The following is a 23540-nucleotide window of genomic DNA, read 5'->3' as shown; positions in this document are numbered from 1 at the left end:
CCCATCTTGCCGGCCGCGGTCTGGAAGGCGGCGATCACATCCTCGTTCTGGCCCATGCCGAGATAGTCGTTGGAGCACCAGACGGTGATCTCCTGGGCGCGGCCGTTGGAACGCCAGATGGCGCGCGGGAACTTGCCCACCATGCGCTCGAGATCGGCGAAGACGCGGTAGCGACGCTCGGCGTGGAGCTGGTCGATCGCATCTTCGAAGAACCGCTGGTAATTCATGTCGACTTCCCAATTTTGCGGCGGATCATAGTCATTGACCTATGTTGCGTCCACCGCGCCCAACCGGTCAAAATGCCACGCCCTTGCCCTGTTCCTAACGACGCCGGATCGTGGCCTATTCCGGCTGTTTGAAGCAGTTTTGTTTCAGTACGATGCCTCGGACGGGAGGAACTGTTACGGACTTAACATTATAGGGAGGCCTATGCATATCGCCCAAAAGTGCACCGCGACTTTGGGTGAACGACATGAGGTTTAGCGGGCTTGCGGCGGGGTTTCCAGTGCGGTGGCTGTTGAGACAGTTTCCGATAAATCTTGATCAGCGAGGTAGATGATGACGGTTTTGGTGACAGGCGGTGCCGGTTATATCGGCAGCCACATGGTCTGGGAGCTGCTGGACGCCGGCGAGAGCGTCGTGGTGCTCGACCGGCTCTCCACCGGCTTCGAATGGGCGGTGGCCCCGGAAGCGAAGCTCGTCGTCGGCGACGTCGCCGACCGCGACCTGGTCGGCCGGATCATCCGCGAGAATAAGGTCGACGCCATAATCCACTTCGCCGGCTCGATCGTGGTGCCGGAATCGGTCGCCGATCCGCTCGGCTATTACGAGAACAACACCTGCAAGACGCGCACGCTGATCGAAACCGCCGTGCGCGAAGGCGTGCCGCATTTCATCTTCTCCTCCACCGCTGCCGTCTATGGCGGCGCCGGGCTGGAGCCGGTGCGCGAGGATGCCCGCCTTGCGCCGGAATCGCCTTACGGCCTCTCCAAGCTGATGAGCGAATGGATGCTGCGCGACGCGGCCCTGGCGCACGACATCCGCTATACGGCGCTGCGCTATTTCAATGTCGCCGGCGCCGATCCGAAGGGCCGCACCGGACAGTCGACGCCCGGCGCCACGCATCTGATCAAGGTCGCCTGCGAGACCGCGCTCGGCAAGCGCCCCTTCATGCAGGTCTTCGGCACCGACTATCCGACGCCGGACGGCACCTGCATGCGCGATTATATCCATGTCAGCGATCTCGCCGCCGCGCACCGGCTGGCGCTTCAACGGCTGCGCGCCGGGGGGAAGAGCCTCGTCGCCAATTGCGGCTACAGCCATGGCTATTCGGTGCTCGAGGTGATCGACAGCGTGCGCCGCGCCTTTGGCCATGACTTCGACGTGCGCATGGGCGACCGCCGCCCGGGCGACGCCGCCGCCGTGGTCGCCAATTCCGAACTTGCCCGCAAGGAGTTAGGCTGGACGCCGCAACGCGACGATCTCGACCTGATCGTCAACGACGCGCTGGCCTGGGAACGGATTCTGACGACGAAGAATTCTGTTCGAAACTGAGCAATTCCAGGAAAAGTGCGCAGCGGTTTTCCGTCCGGAATTGCGTCAAGACAAAAAGTCCAGCTGTTGGGCCAAGGGCTCGTGCGGCGCGTCTAGACGCGGTATTGAGGCCTCATGCAGCGGCGCGCCAAGGAGTGCCGTGACGACGCTTGAGGGACGGCATGAAAATCCTGGTTCTCGGGGCCGGCGTGGTTGGCACGGCGGCCGCCTATTATCTGGCAAGGGACGGTCACGAGGTGACGGTGATCGAGCGCCATGAAGCGGCGGCGCGCGGCACCAGCCAGTCGAATGCCGGCCTGGTGTCGCCTGGCGACGCCACCGCCTGGGCTTCGCCCGCCGCGCTGAAGACTTTTCTGCGCGCGCTTTGGAACCATGACCTCGGCATCAAGGTGAGGCTGCGCCTCGATCCCTATTTCTATGCCTGGAGCCTGCGCTTCCTGCGCGAATGCACGGTGAGGCGGCTGCGCGCCAACACCGACATCAAGCTGAGGCTCGCGCTGCATTCGCGCGCATGCATCAATCAATTGTCGGAGGAGACCGGCATCCATTACGACGAGCGCAAGAAGGGCATTCTCTACTTCTTCCGGTCGCAAAAGAGCCTCGACACCGGCACCGACAATTACCGCTATCTCGGCGAGCACGGCCTGCCGATCGAGATCGTCGGCCGCGACCGCCTGGTCGAGCTGGAGCCAGGCCTTGCCGGCGTGAAGGAAAAGATCGCCGGCGGCATCTATTCGCCGATCGACCAGACCGGCGATTCCAGGCAATTCACCGACAGGCTCGCCGCCTATGCCGCCGAGAAGCTCGGTGTCAAATTCCTGTTCGGCACGACGGTCGAGGGCCTCGACATCGAAGGCGACCGGGTGCGCGCGGTGGTGACTTCGGCCGGCCCGGTCACAGGCGATGCCGTCGTCATCTCCATGGGGCCGGAAAGCGGCCTGCTCGGCCGCCGCTACGGCGTCGACCTGCCGGTCTATCCGGTCAAGGGCTACACGGCGACGATCCCCCTCGAGGACGAGAGCAAGGGGCCGACTATGGGCGGCGCCGACGAGGACCGGCTGATCGGCTATTCAAGGCTCGGCAATCGCCTGCGGATGTCCTCGACCGCCGAATTCACCGGCTTCGACCGCAGCTTCAAGCCCGGCGATTTCAGGACCATCCTGGAAACCGGCAAGGATCTTTTCCCGGGCGCCTTCGACGAGAAGAAGGCCGTGCTCTGGGCAGGTCTGCGGCCGATGATGCCGAGTTCGGTGCCGGTCTTCGGCCAGGCGAAATACCGCAATCTCTATCTCGATACCGGCCACGGCCATCTCGGCTGGACCATGGCCTGCGGCTCGGGGCAGTTCCTGGCCGACATCGTCGCCGGCCGCAAGCCGCAGATCGATCCCAAAGGATTGCTGTACGGGACGACACGCTGAGCCGGCTGGCTTACGCGGTGGCGTTCTTCAGCCACGCTTGCCTGTAGGCTTGCCAGGCCGGATCGGCCGGCGGCTCGGTCCGCTCGCCCTTGCTCATCGCTGGCGCGCCATCCGACGCCAGCAGCGCGGCGCCGATGCTAGTCCCTGTCGAGGTCTCCGACGCAACGACCGCTCGTCCCGTCGCCGCCGCCAGCATGCGGATGAAAAGYGGGTTGCGCGCGAAAGGTCCCTCGACCGTTGTTGGCCCATCGCCGCCGATCAGTTCCAGGCAGGTCGCGGCCATCAGCGCCAGATAGAACGAGATGGCGGCGAAGCGCTGGYCTGGGCTCAAATCATCGGCATTGACCCATTGGGCGTCGCGATGYGGGAATGGCCCGGAGCCCTGTTGGGTGGAAGGCAGCAGCAAGACCTGGCGCGCCAGGACAGCGGCGACATCGGCTTCGCTCCATTCCTGCGGCTGCCCCTCGGTCAGCAGCGAAAACTCGCGTCCGCCCATGAAGCGCGCCGACGGCACCGGATCGCCGAGCGCATTGACATTGACCAGCGTGTCGCGTGCCGCATCGAGCTCCACCTTCCGGCCRCCCACTGCCATCGACACCACCCATGTGCCGGTCGAGACGACGCAGAAGGGCRCTGCGTCGGACAGCAGGTGCGGCAGCAGCGAAGCGTTGGAATCGTGCAGGCCGCAGAACACGGGCGTTTGCGGGTCGAGCCCGGTCTGCGCGGCGAGCGCGGACAGGATCGGTCCGAGCTGGTCTTTTGCCGGCCGCACCGGGGCCATCAGCGGACACCAGCCCATCCTGTCGACCAGCGAGGAATAGTCGGACGCCCAGGGATTCCACAGATCGGTGTGACAGCCGAGCGATGTCACCTCGTTGGAGGCGATGCCGGTCAGCCGCAGCGCCCAATATTGCGGGTACATCAGCATCGCGGCGGTCCTGGCGAAGTCCGCCGGGAACCGCTTCTGCAGCCAGAAGAACTGCGCACCGAGATTGAGGCCGATGGGCAGCCGTGGCGTGCCGGTTTCGGCGAAGGGCGGACGGACCGCGTCATACTCCAAGGTCAGYCCGTCGGGGCCGTCGAATTCATAGTCGAGCACCGGGAGCACCAGTTCCCCGGAGGCGTCGATCAGCGCCCCGGTCGCGCCATGCGTGGTGATCGAGATCGCATCGATCCGTCGTTCGCGGTTGAGATCGGCGAGGCTATTCAGGATGAAGGTCCACAGCGCCTCGACATTGTGATGCGGGTAGGGCGCCTGCCGCACTGGCGCGTTGGCGATACGACGCAGCGCGATCTCGCTCAGCGTCGTGAGATCGACCAGCGCCACCTTGGCGTTGGTTTTGCCGATATCGATGACGGCGACGATCATGCCATATGGAACACTGTTTCCAGCGGCACGGCCACCGGCTCGTTGTCGGRCCTGGTCTCCATGAGGTCGGCCATATGCGCCCACCAGCGCTGCATCACGGGATGCTTCGGCAGGTCGGCCATGCCGTGATCGTCACGTCGCCACAGCACGCCGAACAGGATGTTGGTCTCTTCGTCGAGATGGATCGAATAATCGGAGACGCCGGCCTGCTTCAGAAGCGCAACCAGCTCAGGCCAGATCTCGTCATGGCGGCGCTTGTATTCGGCCTTCATGCCGGGATTGAGCTTCATCTTAAAGGCGTATTTTTCCATCAGGCGAAGCGTCCTTCGCGCAGCCGCCGCCAGACGATCGGCAGCGCGATGACGATGATCAGCAACAGGCCGATGAAGATCGACATGACGATGCCGGGCACGTTGAGCAGGCCGAGCCCGAACGTCACCAACCCCATGATGAAGGCGGCGAGCACGACGCCCAGGATGCTCCCGGCACCGCCAAGGATCGAGACGCCGCCCAGCACCACCATGGTGATGGCTTCGAGCTCGTAGCCCTGCGCGATCGATGGCCTGGTCGAGCCGAGCCGCGAGGTGATCAGCACCGAGGCGATGYCCGACATCAGCCCGGTCAGGCAGAACAGGATGAATTTGATGCGGTCGACGCGCACCCCGGAGAACTGGCAGGCGACGGGATTGTTGCCGATGGCAAAGACCCGGCGGCCGAAGCTCGTACGGTGCARCACGAACCAGTAGATCAAAGCCGCGACGAGGAATAGCGCCAGCTCGAACGAGAAGACCCACCAGACATAGCCCTGGCCGAAGAAGGCGAAGCTTTCCGGATAGCCCTTGTAGGCCTGGTCGCCCAGGATGATGAAGGCGATGCCGCGGAACAGGCTCATCGTGCCGATGGTGACGACGATGGACGGCAGGCCGAGCCGCGTGACGAGCAGCCCGTTGAAGGCGCCGCAGGCGAGGCCGACGGCAATGCCGATCAGAACCAGCACCGGCGTTCCGGCGCCGGCCTGCACGGCCATGCCCATCATGGTCGAGGCCAAAGCCACGATCGCGGCGACGGAGAGGTCGATCTCGCCGGAGATGATCAGCAGCGCCATGGCAAGCGCGATCAGCCCTTTTTCCGTGAAGTTGAAGGTCAGGTCCGACAGCGACCACGGGTCGAGGAAATAGGGCGAAGCAAAACTGTTCACGGCGAAGATGGCCACCGCGATGACGACCAGCAGCGCCTCCCAGGAGAAGATCGCCGAGGACAGCGGCTTGTCGAGCCGGTCGGGAATGTGGCGCGGGGCAGGGGTGTCGGTCATGCCGCTTCCGCCTTTCTGAGGATGATGCGGCCCTGCCGGCGCTCGCCGCGCGCGTTGAGCACCACGGCCAGGATGATGGCGCTGCCCGAGATCGCCATCTGCCAGAAGGGCGAGATGTTGATGACCGGCAGCGCGTTGGAGATGATGCCGAGGAACAGCGCGCCCAGCACCGCGCCGCCGACCGAGCCAATGCCGCCGGCGATGGAGATGCCGCCGATGACGCAGGCGGCGATGATGTTGAGCTCATAGCCGTTGGCGACCTCGACCGAGGCGATCACATAGCGCGAGATCCAGAGATAGCCGGCGAGCCCGCCGATCATGCCGGAGATACAGAAGACGATGAATTTTGTCCGGCCGACATCGATGCCGGCATAGACCGATGCGGTCGGGTTGACGCCGATGGCGTAGATCGAGCGGCCGATCGCGGTCCGCGTCATCACCAGGAAGAACAGCGCGATCACGATGATGGCGATCCACGACAGCACCGGCAGGCCGAGAAAGGCGGCGCGCTGGAAGTTGATGAAGGCGGGGCTCATCTGGTCGGCATTGACCCAGGCGCCGCCGGAGACGACGAAGGTAGCGCCGCGATAGATGGTCAGCGTGCCCAGCGTCACCACGATCGAAGGGATGTTCAGCCGCCACACCAGGAAACCGTTGATCGCGCCGAGCATCAACCCGACGAGCAATGCGATGACGATCAGCACCGGGATCGGGATTGCCGGATGCGCGGCGTTCAGCATCGCCACCACCATGCCGGTGAAGCAGAGGTTGGACGCCATCGAGAGGTCGATCGAGYGCGTCAGGATCACCACCATCTGCMCAAGCGCCAGGATCATCAGGATCGAGGTGTCGTTGAACACCTGGCGCAGATTGGCGGGGTCGGCGAAGCCGGGGAAGCGCGTCGAGATCAGGCCGATCAGCACGACGATGCCGGCAAGCAGCCAGATCTCGCGATATTTGAGGAAATTCTTCATGCCGCGATCCCCGCTGCCGTCCGAACCAGCGTCTCGGCATCCAGGCCCTTGTTGTCGTAGGTGGCCGCGATACGGCCTTCGCGCATGACCACGACTCTGTCCGACATGCCGAGGATTTCGGGCAGCTCCGACGAGACCATGATCACCGAAAGCCCTTGCGCGACCAGTTCTGCCATGAAGCCGTGCACGGCGGCCTTGGAGCCGATGTCGATGCCCTTGGTCGGCTCGTYGAGGATGATCACCTTGGGCGCTGTGGCCAGCCATTTGGCGATGACCACCTTCTGCTGGTTGCCGCCGGAAAGCGTGCCGACATCCTGGCTGAGCGATGAGGCGCGCAGATCGAGCCGTTCGGTGTAGGAGCGGGCGAGCGAGAACTCTTCCGCAAGCCTCAGCACGCCTGATTTCGAGGTGCGCTTGAGCGACGGCAGCGACACGTTCTGGAAGATCGGCAGGCCGATCACAACGCCCTGCTTGCCGCGTTCTTCCGGCACATAGACGATGCCGGCCTCGATCGACTCCGCCRCCGATTTCGGCGCGATCGTCTGGCCGTCCAGCGAAATCGCGCCCCGGCTCGTGCGGGTGATGCCGGCGATCGCCTGYATCACCTCGCTGCGCCCGGCGCCGACCAGCCCGTAGAAGCCGAGGATCTCGCCCTTGCGCAATTCGAAGCCGATGTCGTCGAACTCGGTCGGGTGCGACAGGCCGGAGACGGAGAGCACCGGCGCGCCGATCTTCGGCTCGCGCTGCGGGAAGATGTGATCGACGTTGCGGCCCACCATCATGCGCACGATCTCGTTCTGGCCGGTGTCCTTGAGCAGGCCTTCACCGACCATCTCGCCGTCCCGGAAGACGGTGTAGCGGTCGGCGATGCGGTAGATCTCGTCGAACTTGTGGCTGATGAAGAGCACCGCCTTGCCTTCGCTCTTCAGGAACTCGATCAGCAGGAAAAGCTCCTCGATCTCCTTCATCGAAAGAGCGGCCGTCGGCTCGTCCATGATGACGATGCGGGCATCGATCGACATGGCGCGGGCGACGGCGACCAGATGCTTGTTGGCGATGCCGAGGTCCTTCAGCCTTGCGTCGGCGTCGATATGGMCCGCGCGCATCGTCTCCAGCACCTCGCGGGCATTCTTGCGCATGGTGCGCCAGTCGACGGTGCCGAAGCGGGTGCGCGGCGCATGGCCAAGGAAGATGTTTTCGGCGACCGACAGGTCGTCGAACAGCACGGTTTCCTGATGGATGGCGGTGATGCCGTGGCCGAAGGCGGCATGCGCGCTGGGCAGCGTCGTGGCCTGGCCGTCGATGCCGATTTCGCCGGAGTCGGGCTGATAGATGCCGGTCATGATCTTGACCAGCGTCGACTTGCCGGCGCCGTTCTCGCCGATYAGCGCGGTTACCTGTCCCGGGTAGAGCGACAGGCTGACATTGTGCAKGGCGCGCACGCCGGGGAAACTTTTCGAGATGCCGGAGAGCGTCAGGCGGGGCGCCGAAGCCGGGGGCCGTGCCTCTACTTTGCCGTGATGGGCCGTCGTATCCATAATCGTATCAAGCCCGTCTATATTCAGTGTTGACTCCCCCTCACCCGACCTCCGCTTCGCTCGGTCGACCTCTCCCCGAGGGGAGAGGAGGCTTGCGAGCTTGGCGCCTGGCTCTTCTCCCCGCCGGGGAGAAGGTGGCCGCGAAGCGGCCGGATGAGGGGGCAGCGCCGTCAGTCCAGGATCAGTAGATCTTGGAGAACTTCTCGATGTTGGTCTTGTCGAACTGGAAGGGCGGAGCCATCGCGGCGGAATTGGTGTCGTCGAGCGTCACCTTGCCGACGCGGCCGATCGACAGCGTCGCGCCGGGCTTGGCCTCTTCCTTCTTCACGGCCAGGTCATGGGCAAGGTAGATCGCCGAATAGCCGAGGTCGATCGGGTTCCACAGCGCAACCGCCTGCGAAGCGCCGTTGTCGATGAACTTCTTGAACTCCGACGGCAGCGCCAGGCCGGTGACATTGACCTTGCCGATCAGGTTCTCGTCGGTGACGACCTGCGCGGCGGCGACGACGCCGACGGTGGTCGGCGCGATGATCGCCTTGAGGTTCGGATAGGACTTCAAGAGGCCCTTGGCTTCGTCGGTGCTCTTGGCCGAGTCGTCATCGCCATAGACGGTGGCGACCAGGTTGATCTTCGGGAACTTCTCTGGCAGCACCTTCTTGGYCGCCTCGATCCAGGCGTTCTGGTTGGTCGCGGTCGAGGAGGCCGACAGGATCGCGACGTCGCCGCCCTCCGGYAGGTAGTCGGCGGCGAGCTTGATGATGGTCTCGCCGATCAGGCCGGTGTCGGACGGGTTGAGGTGGAGCTGGMGGCCTTCCTTGGCGACGCCCGAGTCCCACGAGATCACAGTGATGCCGCGATCCATCGCCTTCTTCAGCACCGGCACCAGCGCGTCGGCGTCATTGGCCGAGACGGCGATGGCATTGACCTTCTGCGCGATCAGCGAATTGATCACCTCAATCTGCGCTTCGGCGGTCGCCTTGGTCGGACCGGTGTAGATGACGTCGACATCGCCCAATTCCTTGGCCGCTTCCTCGGCGCCCTTGTTGGCGGCGTCGAAGAAGCCGTTGCCGAGCGACTTCACGACCAGCGCGATCTTGACGTTCTCGGCGTAGGCGGCATTCACGAACATGGCGGCGGAAAAGGCCGCCGTAACCAGCAGTTTCTTCAAAAAGCTCATCGAATATCCTCCCTTGAGCGTTGCATTCCATCGCCGCTGCGGGCGCGAGTTTCCCTCAGGCCTGCAGTGAAGATTCTTCCTTGTCGCTTGACTGTCCGCGGGCGACGATCAGCGCCACGCCCGCCGTTTCCAGCATCTTGGCTTCGCGATCCTCGATGCCGTCGTCGGTGATCACGGTCGCGATGCGCGACAGCCCGCACAGGATCAGGCTGGAGCGCATGCGGAATTTCGAGGAATCGACCAGCACCACCAGTTCGTCGGCCTGGTCGATCAGTTTCTGCTCGGCCTGGATCAGCAGCGGATCGCCTTCCATCAGGCCGAGCGGCCCAAGCCCCTGCGCGCCCATGAACATGCGCCGCGCATAGAAGTTGCGCGTCACGTCATTGTCGAAGGGCGACAGGATGATGTTCTGCTCGCGGTAGATCGTGCCGCCCGACAGCATCACCGTGTTCTTCGAATGCTTGAGCAGATGCTCGGCGATCGGGAAGGAATTGGTGAAGATCGGCATGCGGCGTCCGGTCAGGAAATGCACCATCTGGAAGGTGGTGGTGCCGCCATTGATGATGATCGGCTCGCCGTCCGTGCAAAGGTTCACCGCTTCCCGCGCGATCGCGCGCTTCTGCGCGGCGTTCAACGTTTCGTTGACGGAGAAGGGCCGGCCGGCGAGGCCGATGAATTGCGGCGGCGAGATCGCCTCGGCGCCGCCGCGCACCCGGCGCAGGCGCTTTTGCACGTGGAGCGCCGCGATGTCGCGCCGGATCGTCGCCTCGGAGGAGTCCGTCAGCTCGACCATTTCCTGCACCRTCACGACAGGCTTTTCCTGGACGGCGGACAGAATGATCCTGTGGCGTTCTTTTTCGTGCATGGTTCCTCCCAGCTCGAGCATCAGGCACTAGAAAACGCGCAGTGTCAATCATTTCCGATCATATAATTTCATTGTGCAGTGCAATATGATCGATCTTGATCGTTTATGATTGACAAGCAGGGCGCTTGCGTAGACATTCGCCGCGAGAAAGAGGAGCGCGGCGTTCGCGCTCCAAGGGAGGATACCTATGCTCGACAAGCGCTCCGGCTCGCGCCTCGCCAATCTTTGGGACGATGCAAAAGCCGAAGGGATGAGCGGTCCCGAGCTTCTGGTCTATCGCTCGAACACGTTGGGTTCCGACAAGCGCGTCACCAATTATGGCGGCGGCAACACCTCGTCCAAGGTCTGGCAGAAGGACCCGCTGACCGGCGAGGATGTCGAGGTACTATGGRTCAAGGGTTCGGGCGGCGACAGCGCCTCGATCAAGCTCGACGGTTTCGCCACCCTCTACATGGACAAGCTGCGCGCCATCAAAGCTCTTTATCGCGGCGTCGAGCATGAGGATGAGATGGTGGGCTATCTGCCCCACTGCACCTTCAACCTCAATCCGCGCGCGGCCTCGATCGACACGCCCCTGCACGCTTTCGTGCCCAAGGCCTGCGTCGACCACATGCATCCCGACGCCATCATCGCGGTCGCCGCAGCCAAGGATTCCAAGGCGATCACCAGGGAGATCTTCGGCGACGCCATCGGCTGGCTGCCCTGGAAGCGGCCGGGCTTCGAGCTCGGCCTGTGGCTGGAGAAATTCTGCCTCGAGAATCCCGAGGCCAAGGGCGTCGTGCTCGAAAGCCACGGCCTGTTCACCTGGGGCGACACGCCAAAGGAATGCTACGAAACGACGATCTCGGTGATCAACCAGGCGATCGACTGGTTCGAGCGCAAGTCGCAGGGCAAGGCGATCTTCGGCGGCGAGGCGGTGAAGTCGCTGGACGCTTCCGCGCGCCGCGCCATCGCCGCCAAGCTGATGCCGCGCATCCGCGGCCTGATCTCCGAGAAAAGCCACAAGCTCGGCCATTTCGACGACCAGCCGGCGGTGCTGGRGTTCGTCAATTCGAAGGATTTGCGGCCGCTGGCGGCGCTGGGCACGTCTTGCCCCGACCATTTCCTGCGCACCAAGATCCGGCCGCTGGTCATCGAGTTCGACCCGGCAAAGCCGGATGTCGACGCCGTCATCGCCCGCCTGGCGGATGACATCGCCGAATACCGCGTCGGCTATCAGGCCTACTACGACGCATGCAAGCATGCGGATTCGCCCGCCATCCGCGATCCCAATGCCGTGGTCTACCTGATGCCCGGCGTCGGCATGTTCACTTTCGCCGGCGACAAGGCGACCGCGCGCATCTCCGGCGAGTTCTATGTCAACGCCATCAACGTCATGCGGGGCGCCTCGACGGTCTCGTCCTATGTCGGCCTGCCGGCTCAGGAAGCCTTCGACATCGAATATTGGCAGCTCGAGGAAGCCAAGCTCCAGCGCCTGCCCAAGCCGAAGGCGCTGGCCGGCCAGATCGCCTTGGTCACCGGCGGCGCCGGCGRCATCGGCCGCGCCACCGCCAACCGGCTGCTGCGCGAAGGCGCCTGCGTGGTGCTCGCCGATATCGACGAGGCGGCTTTGGCCAGCGCCAATGACGAGCTGTCGAAGGCGTTCGGCAAGGACTTCGTCCGCCCGGTGCGGATCGATGTCACCTCGGAAGAGCAGGTGCTTTCCGGTTTCGCCGAGACGGCGGTCGAGTTCGGCGGCATCGACATCCTGGTCTCCAATGCCGGCCTCGCCTCCTCGGCGCCGATCGAGGAAACGACACTGGCCTTGTGGAACAAGAACATGGACATCCTGTCCACCGGCTATTTCCTCGTCTCCCGCGAGGCTTTCCGGCTGTTCCGCGTCCAGAAGATCGGCGGCAACGTCGTCTTCGTCGCCTCCAAGAACGGRCTCGCCGCGTCGCCGAACGCGTCTGCCTATTGCACCGCCAAGGCGGCCGAGATCCATCTCGCCCGCTGCCTGGCGCTGGAGGGCGCGGAAGCGCAGATCAGGGTCAACGTCGTCAATCCGGACGCCGTGCTGCGCGGCTCCAAGATCTGGACCGGCGAATGGAAGGAGCAACGCGCCGCCGCCTACAAGATGTCGACCGACGATCTCGAGGAGCATTACCGCTCGCGCTCGATGCTGAAACGCTCGGTCTTCCCGGAAGACATTGCCGAAGCGATCTACTTCTTCGCCTCCGACATGTCGGCCAAATCGACCGGCAACATCGTCAATGTGGACGCCGGCAACGCACAAAGCTTTACGCGCTAAGCGCACTTCCCTTCTCCCCGTTCAACGGGGAGAAGGTGCCGCAGGCGGATGAGGGGCAGYGCCTGCCGAACGTATTCCTGGGAGGAACCGCAGTGTCCGAAACGATTATCCGCACCGACCTCGTCGCCAGCCACAACGCCGCGCGCAAAGCCAACCTCGACCGCGACTACGCTTCCCTCGGCGAGCGTCTCGACCGCCGCGGCATCGCCATCGACGCCATCCGCGACAAGGTCGAGAAATTCGGCGTGGCGATCCCGTCCTGGGGCGTCGGCACCGGCGGCACGCGCTTCGCCCGTTTTCCCGGCTCCGGCGAGCCGCGCGACATCTTCGACAAGATCGAGGACTGCGCCGTCATTGCCCAACTGACGCAGGCGACGCCGACCGTCTCGCTGCACATCCCGTGGGACAAGGCCGATCCGAACCGGCTGAAGCAGGCGGCCTCGCGTTTCGGCCTCGGCTTCGACGCCATGAATTCCAACACCTTCTCCGATGCCAAGGACCAGAGGCTCTCCTACAAATTCGRCTCTTTGTCGCATGCCGATGCCGGCACGCGCCGGCAGGCGGTCGAGCACAATCTCGAATGCATCGAGATCGGCAGGACGCTGGGCTCCAAGGCGCTGACGGTCTGGATCGGCGACGGWTCGAACTTCCCCGGCCAGGTCAATTTTGCGAAAGCCTTCGAGCGCTATCTCGACGCCATGCGCGAGATTTATGCCGGCCTGCCGGACGACTGGCGGCTGTTCACCGAGCACAAGATGTATGARCCGGCCTTCTATTCGACGGTCGTGCAGGACTGGGGCACCAACTACATCATCGCGAAGGAGCTCGGCGATAAAGCCTTCTGCCTGGTCGACCTCGGCCACCACGCGCCCAACGTCAACATCGAGATGATCGTGTCGCGGCTGATCCAGTTCAAAAAGCTGGGCGGCTTCCACTTCAACGATTCCAAATATGGTGACGACGATCTCGATGCCGGTTCGATCGACCCCTACCGGCTGTTCCTCGTCTTCAACGAACTGGTCGATGCCGAACTCGCCGGCGCCGGGGGCTTCCACCCCGCGCATATGCTTGACCAAAGCCACAACGTCACCRATCCGATCGAAAGCCTGATGCTGTCGGCGGTCGAGGTACAGCGCGCCTATGCACAGGCGCTGCTGGTCGACCGCAAGGCGCTTGAGGGCTTCCAGGAGGCCAATGACGCGCTGATGGCGACGCAGACGCTGAAGACGGCCTACCGCACCGATGTCGAGCCGATCCTCGCCATGGCGCGGCTCAGGACCGGCGGCGCCATCGATCCTGTCGCCGCCTATCGCGAGGCGGGTTACCGGGCCAAGGTGGCGGCGGAACGGCCGGCGGTCGCCGGCGGCGGTGGCGGGATTGTGTAGATCGATCGGCGGCGAGGGGCGGCGCTTGAGCACCCCCTCTGTCCTGCCGGACATCTCCCCCGCAAGGGGGGAGATCAGCAGTTTCGCCGCCGGTGCGGTTCCTGCAACGTCGGCGGTTGGCGAAAGCGACGGCGACATCCAATCTCCCCCCTTGCGGGGGAGATGGCCGGCGAGCCAGAGGGGGGTGTGAGGATCGCCAGCCGTCACTATCGGCTGGACTCACCCACCTCAACGGTCTTTCCTAAGCTCCCCCACGCCCGGAGAGCCCGCATGCATCTCACCCGCCGGTCGCTGATCGCCCTCAGCCTTTCGCTTACCTTCGCGTTCATATCATCCGCCGTCTTCGCCGCGTCGCCTGCTCCAGCCAAGGGCGAGCACGGCATGGTGGTCACGGAGCAGCATCTGGCGACCGAAGTCGGTGTCGACGTGCTGAAGAAAGGCGGCAACGCCGTCGATGCCGCTGTCGCGGTCGGCTACGCGCTGGCCGTGGTCTTTCCCGAAGCGGGCAATATCGGYGGCGGAGGGTTCATGACCATCCGGCTGAAGGACGRCCGCACCACCTTCATCGATTTCCGCGAGCGCGCGCCGCTCGCCGCCACCAGGACCATGTATCTCGACAAGGACGGCAAGCCGATCAAGGGAGCCAGCCTCGACGGCTATCTTGCCGTCGGCGTGCCGGGCTCGGTGGCCGRCTTCGAGATGGCGCGCGAGAAATACGGCACGCTTTCGAGGCAGGATTTGGTGGCGCCGGCGATCGCCTATGCCAAGGACGGTTTCATCCTCACCCAGGGCGACGCGGCTTCGTTCGCCGACAGCGCCGACCGGCTGGCGAAGGACCCGGCGGCGGCCGCCATCTTCCTGAAGAACGACGGCAAGCCTTATGGCATCGGCGAGAAGCTCGTTCAGCCGGACCTCGCCGCCTCGCTGTCGGCGATCTCGCAAAAGGGGCCGGACGCCTTCTACAAGGGCGCCATTGCCGATGCCATCGTCAAGGCGAGCGGCGCCAAGGGCGGTATCCTCGCCAAGGCCGATTTCGAGCAATATGCGGTGCGTGAGCTAAAGCCGGTGACCTGCGACTACCGCGGCTACGAGATCATCTCCTCTCCGCCGCCAAGCTCGGGCGGCGTCATCATCTGCGAAATCCTCAACGTGCTGGAAGGCTATCCGCTGTCCTATCTCGGCGCCGGCTCGGCCGAGACAGTCCATGTCATGGTCGAGGCCATTCGCCATGCCTATGTCGACCGCAATTCGGCGCTCGGTGACCCGGATTTCGTCGACAATCCGGTCTCGAAGCTGCTCGACAAGAACTACGCCAAGGACATCCGCGACAAGATCGATCCCTTCCGCGCCGGCGTGYCGAAGGATCTGATGCCGAAAGGTTTCGGCGAGCCGAAGGAAACCACGCACTATTCGATCATCGACAAGGACGGCAACGCGGTCGCGGTCACCTACACGCTGAACGGCTCCTACGGCGCCGGCGTCGTCGCCGACGGCACCGGCATCCTGCTCAACAACGAGATGGACGACTTCACCCAGAAGCCCGGCGTGCCCAACCTCTACGGGCTGGTCCAGGGCGAGGCCAACGCCATTCAGCCGAAGAAGACGCCTTTATCCTCGATGAGCCCGACGATCGTGACGAAGGACGGCAAGCCGTTCATGGTCATAGGCAGCCCGGGCGGCTCGCGCATCATAACCATCACGCTGGAGGCGATCGTCAACGTGATCGATCACGGCATGGATATCCAGGAAGCAATCGACGCGCCGCGCATCCATCATCAATGGCTGCCCGATAYGGTCTATGTCGAGCCGTTCGGCCTGTCCCCGGACACGGAGAAGCTGCTTGCCGGCATGGGTTATCACCTCGACCTGAGCGACGAGACCTGGGGTCGGGCCGCCGGCATCCTTGTYGGCGGCAAAAGCCTGGCGGAAATCGAAAAGGGCGGTGGCGCACGCTACAACGGCGCCATGGACARCCGCGCGGCTGCCGGCGAGGCGCTGGGATACTAGCTCACGGCCTAGAATGGTCAGGTCATTTAATGTGGCAGTGGTCGCCGCCTTGGCCGGCGCCACCCGACTGATCGCAGCGACGGTGTTGTCGCTGCCCGGTCAGGGAATGCGACCTGGACGACACGTCTGCGCCACGATTGCTCAGGCCTTTGAAGATTAATGGAAAATCGTTACAAGGCGAAGGAGCGGATGCCCGTCCCCATATCCCTTTAATATGCTTCGCAAGTAGACCTGTACGAAGCCGCGGGCAGCGGGCCAGCAAACTTGAATTCTATGAGAAGACGGAGCGGGGAGCGTTCGAATTGTTGAAATGTCGGTATCTCTGGACGCGGCTTTTCCGCAGGATCGCCCGCCGATGAATCCCTTTCGCTTCGCAGCGTTTCAGCGGCCAAGGCTCGGCCCATCGACGGGTGGCCGGCCGGCAGGAATCTTCATATCGCATGTGCTGAACGATCGAATACAGGCTCATTTTGACCGTCTCCGCAGCGAAACGCGGGAGATCATCGACTGGCAGTTCGCCTATAATCCGTGGACGTTGGGCGATCTCATCGCCGGACGAGGAGAATTCGAGATCGACCGGACCTCCGTGCGCGTGCGGCAAGCCGTGAATAACGGGAATTTGTCGGGCCATATGGACATCGTCCTCTTCCCTTTGGCGAAGTCTGCAAATCGGGAGTTCGTCTGGGTTCTCGAATATGACGTCGACTTTGCCGGCCGGTGGCTCGATTTTTTCCGGCAGTTTTCAAATAACGGCGCGGACTTGCTGACGACGACGCTCAATACGCGTCGCCGCGACCCGCGCTGGGCATTCTGGAACTCTGCAAATGGACCGTGCCCGAAATCACGGTTCACGAGGGCATTTATGCCCATCATGCGCGTTTCGAGGCGCTTTATTGCCACCTACGAGGAGGCGCTTTCGACAGGCGAATGGAGTGGGCACTACGAATTCCTCGTGCCGACCATTGCGCGTGTCCATGGCCTGAGAATCGAGGACATCGGCGGGACCGGGCCGTTCGTGCCTTGGCGCCGAAGGAGGCGAAACTATCTGAATCTGGCGAAGGACGTGCTTCTCAGTCCGGGGACATTCGTCTGGCGCCCATCGATGACGGCTTATTTTCACGAAGACGATACCGCATTCACGCAGCGAGCCATGCTCTACCATCCGATCAAGGCCGACGTTGCCGAATGGGAGACCGAAGCATCTGTAGCTCCATCCGAGGCCGTCTGATGCCTGGAGTAATTCCAGGAAAAGTGTGAGCGTTTGGGCTCGGCGACCTCGCCGTGGCCTTCCGCCCGGGATTGCGTAAAACAAGGAGAACGGTTCGCCGTTTCCGCGAAGCGCTCTGGGTTGGTTCGATCTCGAAGCAGCTGGATTGTTTTCTCAGGTCACCAGCGTGATGGTCGAGGCGATCAGCATGACGGCGGCAATGGCGACGAACAGCGCATAGATACGCGGCCGGTCGAGCAGCAGCGCATTGCCCGAAATCCAGGCCGCCGTGGCGCCGCCGAGCGCGAACAGGAAGCCGTTGCGATGGCCGAAGGACATGGAGGCGGCCATCAGACCGCCGATGATCAGCGCGCCGAAGACGATGATGACGGCGACGRCATATTTCTCGAAATCATTGCCGCTGCCCATCGCCGGCCCCATCGCATTGAGATTGGGCAGGTCGTCCGGGTCGAAAGGGCTGGTCGAGCCGTATTCGTCTTGACCGAGGGATTCGCGCATCATTCGTTCTCCGCTGGGCGGCAACAAACCATCAACGCCTGCCGAGCGCAACCCGGCAAAGCCGCCACGRCGATGCATTCGCCGTTCGGCTGATGCCCTCGTGCCACGGTTTCCCGGCCAATCTCAACGGCGTAGCAGCGTTGCGGTTCCAGGGCATGATGCCGAAAAAGGTGAAGCGGTTTTCGGACGACGTCATGCTCCAGCTCTGGCCTTGATCTACCTGGAAAAATCACTGCGCACGATGCCGTGCCGCTGCAGYTTGTCGTAGAAGGTCTTGCGCGGAATGCCGAGCGCCTCGATGGTGCGGCGGACGTCGCCGTCGTTGCGACCAAGTGTCTCGCGGATGATCTCGGCCTCGTAGCGATCGAGCCRTTCAGGCAACGGCATCGCGGTGTCGCTCTGCGTTGCCGCCGGGRAAGGCGTTTCACCGACATGATCGAGCCCAAGCACGAAACGTTCGGCGAAATGGGCGAGTTCGCGCACATTGCCCGGCCAGTCATGGTCCTTCAGATGACGCTGGGTCGCGGTGGAGATCGCCGGCACGGTGCGCCGGAAGCGGTCGGCGGCGCGCTCGGCGAAGTAGCCGAACAACAGCGGCACGTCGTCCCGCCTTTCGCGAAGCGGCGGAATGGAAAGCGTCACCACATTGAGCCGGTAATAGAGGTCCTCGCGAAAAGCGCCGCGCTGGCTGGGATCGCCGAGATCGACCTTGGYGGCGGCGACGACGCGCAGGTCGACCGGGCGCACTTCGTTGGTGCCGAGCGGCGTTACCTCGCGCATTTCGAGCACGCGCARCATCTGCACCTGCGTCGCGGCCGGCATGCTCTCGATCTCGTCGAGGAACAGCGTGCCGCCGCTCGAATGCTCGATGCGGCCGACGCGCTTCTTCTGCGCGCCGGTGAAGGCGCCGGCCTCGTGTCCGAACAGCTCGCTTTCGATGACCGTCTCCGGCAGCGTGCCGCAATTCAGCGCGACGAAATTGCCCTTGGCGCGGCGGCTCCAACGGTGCAGCAGGCCAGCCACCACCTCCTTGCCGGAGCCGGTCTCGCCGGTCACCAGCACGTCGACATCGGTGTCGGCGATCTGCCGCAGCGTCCGGCGCAGCCGCTCCATGGYGGGCGTCTGGCCGATCAGCGGCAATCCCTCCTGTGCTTGCTCGGCCGCTTCGCGCAAGGCGCGGTTTTCCATCACCAGACGGCGTTTCTCCGCGGCGCGGGCAACGCTCTGCGCCAGCCGGTCGGCGGCGAAAGGTTTGGTGATGAAGTCGTAGGCGCCGTCCTTGATCGCCTTGACCGCCATCGCGATGTCGCCATGGCCGGTAACCAGGATGACGGGGATATCGGGATCCAGCCGCAGCACACGGTCGAAGAGCTGCAACCCGTCGACCTCCGGCATGCGGATGTCCGAGACAACCACGCCGGCGAAATTCCTGTCGAGCGCCGCCAGAGCCTCGCTGGGCACCGCGTAAGCCGACACCGCAAAGCCGGCCAGCTCCAGCGTCTGCCTTGTCGCCTTGAGCAGGTCGCTGTCGTCATCGATCAGGATCACCGGTGCCGGATCGTGCTTCGTCATGCTGCGCCGGCTTTCGACAGATGGATGGTGAAGCGTGTGCCCTGGCTGCTGCTCGAAACCTCGATGCGCCCGCCATAGTCGGCGACGATGTCCTTGGCGATGACGAGGCCGAGCCCGAGGCCCTTTTCCTTGGAGGTATTGAACGGCGTGAACAGCGATTTCAGGATCGCCGGCGGGATGCCCGGCCCGTTGTCGGAGACGACCAACGCCACGTCCTCGGCGGTTTCGGCGGCGGAGACTTCGACCCTCGCATCATCGCGGCCATCGAGCGCCTCCAGCGCGTTCTGGAACAGGTTGATCAGCACCTGCTCCAGCCTCAACCGGTTTCCCATCACCTTCAGCGTCGGCGGCGGCAGAGTGATCGCCAGCGCGTCCAGCCGGCCGGCGAAGCGGCTCCTGAGCAGCACCACGGCGCCTTCGATCACGCCGCGCAATTCAATGGGCTCGGCCGCGGTGCGGCCCTTGCGGGCGAAAGCTTTCAGTTCATCGGTGATCGAGCCGATACGCTCGGTCAGCGCGGCGATGGCGTCAAGGTTCTCTTCGGCCGAGGCGCTCTGCTTGCGCTCGAGGAAGACGCGCGCGTTGTCGGCATAGGCGCGGATCGTCGCCACCGGTTGGTTGATCTCATGCGCTACGCCGGCGGCGACCTGGCCAAGGGTGGCAAGCCGGTTGGCCTGCACCAACTCTTGCTGCATCACCTGCAGCTTCGCCTCGGTGCTGCGGTGGTCGGCGATCTCGGCCTGCAGCCTGTCGCGCGCCAGGCTCAGATCCTGCGTGCGCTCGACGACGCGGCGTTCCAGCTCGGCGCGTGCTGCCTGTTCGGCGGCGATCCGCATCTGCCCGGATTGCCGGCGCCACAACAGATAGGCGGCAAAGGCGATGAGCGGCACGAGGACACCGAGCGCCAAGAGCCGCATTTCGCGCTGCGCCGCCGCGACCGGTGCTTCGGCCGGAACGAGATAGTCGAGCCGCCAGGGCGTCGACGGCACCGCGGTCGACAGCCGCAGATACTCGGCGTCGCTGCCCCCTGGCGTGATCGCATGGACAAGCGCGACGCCGGAGCTCAGCGGTTGCGGTTTCGTGATCGGCAAGGGCACCAGCGGCGCATCGCCGAATTGCTGATTGGCGCGGATATCGGCAAGCACCGGCCGGCCAAGCGGCTCCGTCGTCAGGAACCGCCAGGAGGGCACGCTCGTGATCAGCACCACGCCATGCGCATCGCTGACATAGGCCGGCCGGTTCGCCTCGCGCCAGTCGGACTCGAGCTGGTCGAACTCCATCTTGACCACGACGACGCCGAGCGGCCCCGAAGCGCCGTCGACGCGACGCGAGATGTAAAGGCCCGGGCGCTTGCTGACATTGCCGAGCGCGAAATACTCGGCCGTGCCGGTTTCCATCGCGCCCGAGAAATAGGCGCGGAAACCATAGTCGTTGCCGACGAAACTCACCGGCTCGCGCCAGTTGCTGGACGCGATCGCCAGGCCGTCCGTGCCGGTGACATAGAGCACCGAGGCCTTGGTTCCCGACACCAGCCCTTCGAGCTTGCGGTTCAAGACGTCGATCGACGCAGGGCTGCGCTCGCTCAGCGCGTCATGCACTTGCTGGTCCTCCGACAGGAGGAGCGGCAGGGCGCGCGGGTTTTCCAGCACCGCGCGCAGCAGCGCGACCTTGAGGTTGGCGTCGGTGCGTCCTTGCGTGGCCAAAGCCTCGATCTCGGTTGAGCGGCCATAAAGACCTGCGCCGTAARGCGCTGCCGCGATGATCGCCAGCACCGCCGCCGTAAACAGCAGCCAGGCGCGCCGCGCCCGCCCGGCAAGCAGTTCGGGCRTCGGGGCGAGGGCAGCGGCAGGGCGTTGCAGCATGCCGCATCTGTGCATGTTTTCGCACAAGGYGCAATTCGACCTATGCGGATAACCGCACGGATGCCCTCGAAGATGCCGTCATTGGTTCGAAAAAAGCCAACAAGATCAATATTCAGAGGCTTTGGGYGTCATCTGGCATGCGCATTGCAAACGCATCCGCAGCAGCCGCGAGGCTGTGGAGGTCAACAGCCCCCAGGGAGGTCGAGCGTCTCGATCGGGGGCCGAACGGAGGACATCATGCAGACAGCAATCGCTGCCGCCGAACCACGCGGCAAAATCCCCTTTTACCGGCATCTCTATGTGCAGGTCCTGGCGGCGATCGCCGCCGGCATCCTGCTTGGCCATTTCTATCCCGATCTGGGTGCCTCGCTGAAGCCGCTTGGCGATGCCTTCATCAAGCTGGTCAAGATGGTCATCGCGCCGGTGATCTTCCTCACGGTGGCGACCGGCATCGCCGGCGTTTCCGATCTGCACAAGGTCGGCCGCGTCGCYGGCAAGGCGATGATCTATTTCCTCGTCTTCTCGACATTGGCGCTCGTCGTCGGCCTCGTCGTGTCCAACGTCATCCAACCCGGCGCCGRCATGCACATCAATCCCGCGACCCTCGACCCCTCGAAAGTGGCGACCTTCACCGAGAAGGCRCACGACACCTCGATCGTCGGCTTCCTGATGAACATCATCCCCGACACCATCACCGGCGCGTTTGCTGAAGGCGACATCCTGCAGGTGCTGTTCTTCTCGGTGCTGTTCGGCATAGCGCTGGCGTTGGTCGGCGAGCGTGGCCGCCCCGTGGTCGATTTCCTGCAGGCGTTGACCGCGCCGGTCTTCCGCCTCGTTGCCATCCTGATGAAGGCGGCTCCCATCGGCGCTTTCGGCGCCATGGCCTTCACCGTCGGCAAATACGGCATCGGTGCGATCGCCAACCTCGCCTTCCTGATCGRCACCTTCTATCTGACGTCGCTGCTCTTCGTGCTCGTCGTGCTCGGCGCCGTCGCATGGTACAACGGCTTCTCCATCCTGGCGCTGATCCGCTACATCAAGGAAGAGCTGCTCCTGGTGCTTGGCACCTCGTCGTCGGAAGCAGCACTTCCAGGACTGATGGCCAAGATGGAGCGCGCCGGCTGCAACCGCTCGGTCGTCGGTCTTGTCATCCCGACAGGCTATTCCTTCAATCTCGACGGCACCAACATCTACATGACGCTGGCCGCGCTGTTCATCGCCCAGRCAACCGACACGCCGCTCAGCTTCGGCGACCAGATCCTGCTTTTGCTCGTCGCCATGCTGAGCTCCAAAGGCGCTGCAGGCATCACCGGCGCCGGCTTCATCACCTTGGCTGCCACGCTCTCGGTCGTGCCCTCGGTGCCGGTCGCCGGCATGGCGCTGATCCTCGGCGTCGACCGCTTCATGTCGGAATGCCGCGCGCTCACCAACTTCGTCGGCAACGCGGTCGCGACCATCGTCGTGGCGCGCTGGGAAGGCGAGCTTGACCAGACGCAATTCGCCGCCGCCATGGCCGGTCAATTGCCGGAGGAGGCCGACCTCGCGCTGTCGGGCGGGCTGCAACCCGCCTGATCACCGTCCTGAATTGCGAAAGACAACGGCATCCTCCCGATGCCGGACAGGCCGTGGCTCTGCCGCGGCCTGTTCTTTTTGTCGGCCGCCGCATAGGCTGCGCCAGCCGGATTCCCGGCGAAATAGTCAGCCAAGAGGGCGGTCGATGAGCAGCGCGTATCCCGAGATCTATCTTGTCCGCCATGGCGAGACCGAATGGAGCCTCTCGGGCAGGCATACCGGCCGCACCGACATCCCGCTGACCGCCAAAGGCGAGGAGGCCGCGCGCGGCGTCGCTGAGCGTCTCAAGGGCGTCACCTTCCAGGCGGTCTGGTCGAGCCCGTCGCAACGCGCCTTCGACACCTGCCGGCTCGCCGGCTTCGGCGAGCGCGCGCTCAAGAAACCGGACCTGCAGGAATGGGATTATGGCGCCTATGAAGGCGTGACGACCAAGGAGATCCTTGCCGGGCGTCCCGGCTGGCAGTTGTTTCGCGATGGGTGTCCGGACGGCGAGACTGCGGCCGATGTCGGCGCCCGCGCCGATGCCGTCATCGCCGGGCTTCGCGCGGTTGCCGGCAATGTGCTCATCTTCTCCAGCTCGCATTTCCTGCGTGTCTTCGCGGCGCGCTGGGTCGGCCTGCCGCCGGCAGGCGGCGCGCATTTCGTGCTCGATACCGCGAGCCTCAGCATCCTCGGCTATGAGCACGATCTGACCGAGCCGGTGATCCGGCGGTGGAACCAGAAGTAGGGACAGCGGACTCCCCCTCATCCGGCCGCTACGCGGCCACCTTCTCCCCGAGGGGAGAAGAGGTTGGCGCCGGCGCTGAAGAGCTCCTCTCCCCACCGGAGGGCTTTGCACAGAATCGGATCAGTGATTCCATGCGGATATCCGGCAAGGAGGATTCGCGATGGTCGATCGAGTGCTTGGTCAGTTGAGCCT

Annotated in this window: 18 protein-coding genes and 1 pseudogene; 8 read left to right on the top strand and 11 right to left on the bottom strand. The window is 64.1% G+C overall.

The window, feature by feature from the left end; genetic code table 11:
* A pseudogene (locus LCM4576_RS31300) lies at nucleotides 1-227 on the bottom strand (5-aminolevulinate synthase); the annotation flags it as partial.
* Between the two features lie 331 nt (nucleotides 228-558).
* On the opposite strand from LCM4576_RS31300, the gene galE reads away from it, so the two are divergent.
* Nucleotides 559-1554, top strand: coding sequence for a UDP-glucose 4-epimerase GalE (gene galE / locus LCM4576_RS31295; RefSeq protein ID WP_040986231.1), 996 nt, complete (start codon nucleotides 559-561; stop codon nucleotides 1552-1554).
* A 161-nt stretch (nucleotides 1555-1715) separates the two neighbouring features.
* Nucleotides 1716-2972, top strand: a complete 1257-nt coding sequence (locus LCM4576_RS31290; RefSeq protein ID WP_071036237.1) for a D-amino acid dehydrogenase — start codon at nucleotides 1716-1718, stop codon at nucleotides 2970-2972.
* 10 nt (nucleotides 2973-2982) lie between these two features.
* Here the strand turns inward: LCM4576_RS31290 and LCM4576_RS31285 are convergent, their stop codons facing one another.
* The 7 genes from LCM4576_RS31285 to LCM4576_RS31255 form a co-directional block, all read right to left on the bottom strand.
* Nucleotides 2983-4341 (bottom strand): FGGY-family carbohydrate kinase, encoded by a 1359-nt coding sequence (locus LCM4576_RS31285; RefSeq protein WP_071036236.1) that lies wholly within the window; start codon nucleotides 4339-4341, stop codon nucleotides 2983-2985.
* Entirely contained in the window at nucleotides 4338-4652 is a 315-nt protein-coding gene (gene rhaM, locus LCM4576_RS31280) for an L-rhamnose mutarotase (RefSeq protein WP_198540344.1), read from the bottom strand. The genes LCM4576_RS31285 and rhaM overlap by 4 nt, the downstream gene beginning before the upstream one ends.
* On the bottom strand, nucleotides 4652-5653 hold the full coding sequence (locus LCM4576_RS31275; protein ID WP_071036235.1) for an ABC transporter permease: 1002 nt from the start codon (nucleotides 5651-5653) through the stop codon (nucleotides 4652-4654). The genes rhaM and LCM4576_RS31275 overlap by 1 nt, the downstream gene beginning before the upstream one ends.
* Complete coding sequence (locus tag LCM4576_RS31270) at nucleotides 5650-6627, bottom strand: ABC transporter permease (RefSeq protein ID WP_071036234.1); 978 nt, start codon at nucleotides 6625-6627, stop codon at nucleotides 5650-5652. The genes LCM4576_RS31275 and LCM4576_RS31270 overlap by 4 nt, the downstream gene beginning before the upstream one ends.
* The gene (locus LCM4576_RS31265; protein WP_071036233.1) at nucleotides 6624-8165 is read right to left on the bottom strand and encodes a sugar ABC transporter ATP-binding protein; all 1542 of its coding nucleotides are present in this window, start codon (nucleotides 8163-8165) and stop codon (nucleotides 6624-6626) included. The genes LCM4576_RS31270 and LCM4576_RS31265 overlap by 4 nt, the downstream gene beginning before the upstream one ends.
* Nucleotides 8166-8346: 181 nt before the next feature.
* Nucleotides 8347-9342: a rhamnose ABC transporter substrate-binding protein gene (rhaS, locus tag LCM4576_RS31260; protein ID WP_071036232.1), complete on the bottom strand. Its 996-nt coding sequence runs from the start codon at nucleotides 9340-9342 to the stop codon at nucleotides 8347-8349.
* 55 nt (nucleotides 9343-9397) lie between these two features.
* A complete protein-coding gene (locus tag LCM4576_RS31255; protein WP_071036239.1) occupies nucleotides 9398-10207 on the bottom strand; it encodes a DeoR/GlpR family DNA-binding transcription regulator in 810 nt (269 codons plus the stop codon).
* A 187-nt stretch (nucleotides 10208-10394) separates the two neighbouring features.
* Between LCM4576_RS31255 and LCM4576_RS31250 the strand changes: the two genes are divergently transcribed.
* From LCM4576_RS31250 to LCM4576_RS31235, 4 genes are all read left to right on the top strand, one after another.
* Nucleotides 10395-12497, top strand: coding sequence for a bifunctional rhamnulose-1-phosphate aldolase/short-chain dehydrogenase (locus tag LCM4576_RS31250; RefSeq protein ID WP_071036231.1), 2103 nt, complete (start codon nucleotides 10395-10397; stop codon nucleotides 12495-12497).
* A 92-nt stretch (nucleotides 12498-12589) separates the two neighbouring features.
* Complete coding sequence (gene rhaI / locus LCM4576_RS31245; RefSeq protein WP_071036230.1) at nucleotides 12590-13882, top strand: L-rhamnose catabolism isomerase; 1293 nt, start codon at nucleotides 12590-12592, stop codon at nucleotides 13880-13882.
* Nucleotides 13883-14152: 270 nt separating this feature from the next.
* Complete coding sequence (ggt, locus tag LCM4576_RS31240) at nucleotides 14153-15889, top strand: gamma-glutamyltransferase (RefSeq protein ID WP_071036229.1); 1737 nt, start codon at nucleotides 14153-14155, stop codon at nucleotides 15887-15889.
* Nucleotides 15890-16199: 310 nt separating this feature from the next.
* Nucleotides 16200-17117, top strand: a complete 918-nt coding sequence (locus LCM4576_RS31235; RefSeq protein ID WP_071036228.1) for a hypothetical protein — start codon at nucleotides 16200-16202, stop codon at nucleotides 17115-17117.
* A 153-nt stretch (nucleotides 17118-17270) separates the two neighbouring features.
* On the opposite strand, the gene LCM4576_RS31230 is transcribed toward LCM4576_RS31235, so the two are convergent.
* From LCM4576_RS31230 to LCM4576_RS31220, 3 genes are all read right to left on the bottom strand, one after another.
* On the bottom strand, nucleotides 17271-17618 hold the full coding sequence (locus LCM4576_RS31230; protein ID WP_071036227.1) for a hypothetical protein: 348 nt from the start codon (nucleotides 17616-17618) through the stop codon (nucleotides 17271-17273).
* Nucleotides 17619-17831: 213 nt separating this feature from the next.
* A complete protein-coding gene (locus LCM4576_RS31225; RefSeq protein ID WP_071036226.1) occupies nucleotides 17832-19187 on the bottom strand; it encodes a sigma-54 dependent transcriptional regulator in 1356 nt (451 codons plus the stop codon).
* Complete coding sequence (locus tag LCM4576_RS31220; RefSeq protein WP_116398053.1) at nucleotides 19184-21049, bottom strand: ATP-binding protein; 1866 nt, start codon at nucleotides 21047-21049, stop codon at nucleotides 19184-19186. The genes LCM4576_RS31225 and LCM4576_RS31220 overlap by 4 nt, the downstream gene beginning before the upstream one ends.
* 237 nt (nucleotides 21050-21286) lie before the next feature.
* On the opposite strand from LCM4576_RS31220, the gene LCM4576_RS31215 reads away from it, so the two are divergent.
* Both LCM4576_RS31215 and LCM4576_RS31210 read left to right on the top strand, forming a co-directional pair.
* Nucleotides 21287-22621, top strand: a complete 1335-nt coding sequence (locus LCM4576_RS31215) for a dicarboxylate/amino acid:cation symporter (protein ID WP_071036225.1) — start codon at nucleotides 21287-21289, stop codon at nucleotides 22619-22621.
* Between the two features lie 145 nt (nucleotides 22622-22766).
* Nucleotides 22767-23348, top strand: a complete 582-nt coding sequence (locus LCM4576_RS31210; RefSeq protein WP_071036224.1) for a histidine phosphatase family protein — start codon at nucleotides 22767-22769, stop codon at nucleotides 23346-23348.
* Nucleotides 23349-23540: the final 192 nt, after the last annotated feature.

It is taken from the genome of Mesorhizobium sp. LCM 4576 (genome assembly GCF_001854815.1).
GTDB lineage: Bacteria > Pseudomonadota > Alphaproteobacteria > Rhizobiales > Rhizobiaceae > Mesorhizobium > Mesorhizobium plurifarium.
Note: the sequence above shows the minus strand (reverse complement) of the source record. Positions and strands in the feature narration are given on the sequence as shown.

Excerpts from the sequence above, each read along its gene's own strand:
- galE (WP_040986231.1), top strand. The coding sequence starts at position 559 with ATGACGGTTTTGGTGACAGGCGGTGCCGGTTATATCGGCAGCCACATG.
- LCM4576_RS31290 (WP_071036237.1), top strand. The coding sequence starts at position 1,716 with ATGAAAATCCTGGTTCTCGGGGCCGGCGTGGTTGGCACGGCGGCCGCC.
- LCM4576_RS31235 (WP_071036228.1), top strand. The coding sequence starts at position 16,200 with ATGTCGGTATCTCTGGACGCGGCTTTTCCGCAGGATCGCCCGCCGATG.
- LCM4576_RS31210 (WP_071036224.1), top strand. The coding sequence starts at position 22,767 with ATGAGCAGCGCGTATCCCGAGATCTATCTTGTCCGCCATGGCGAGACC.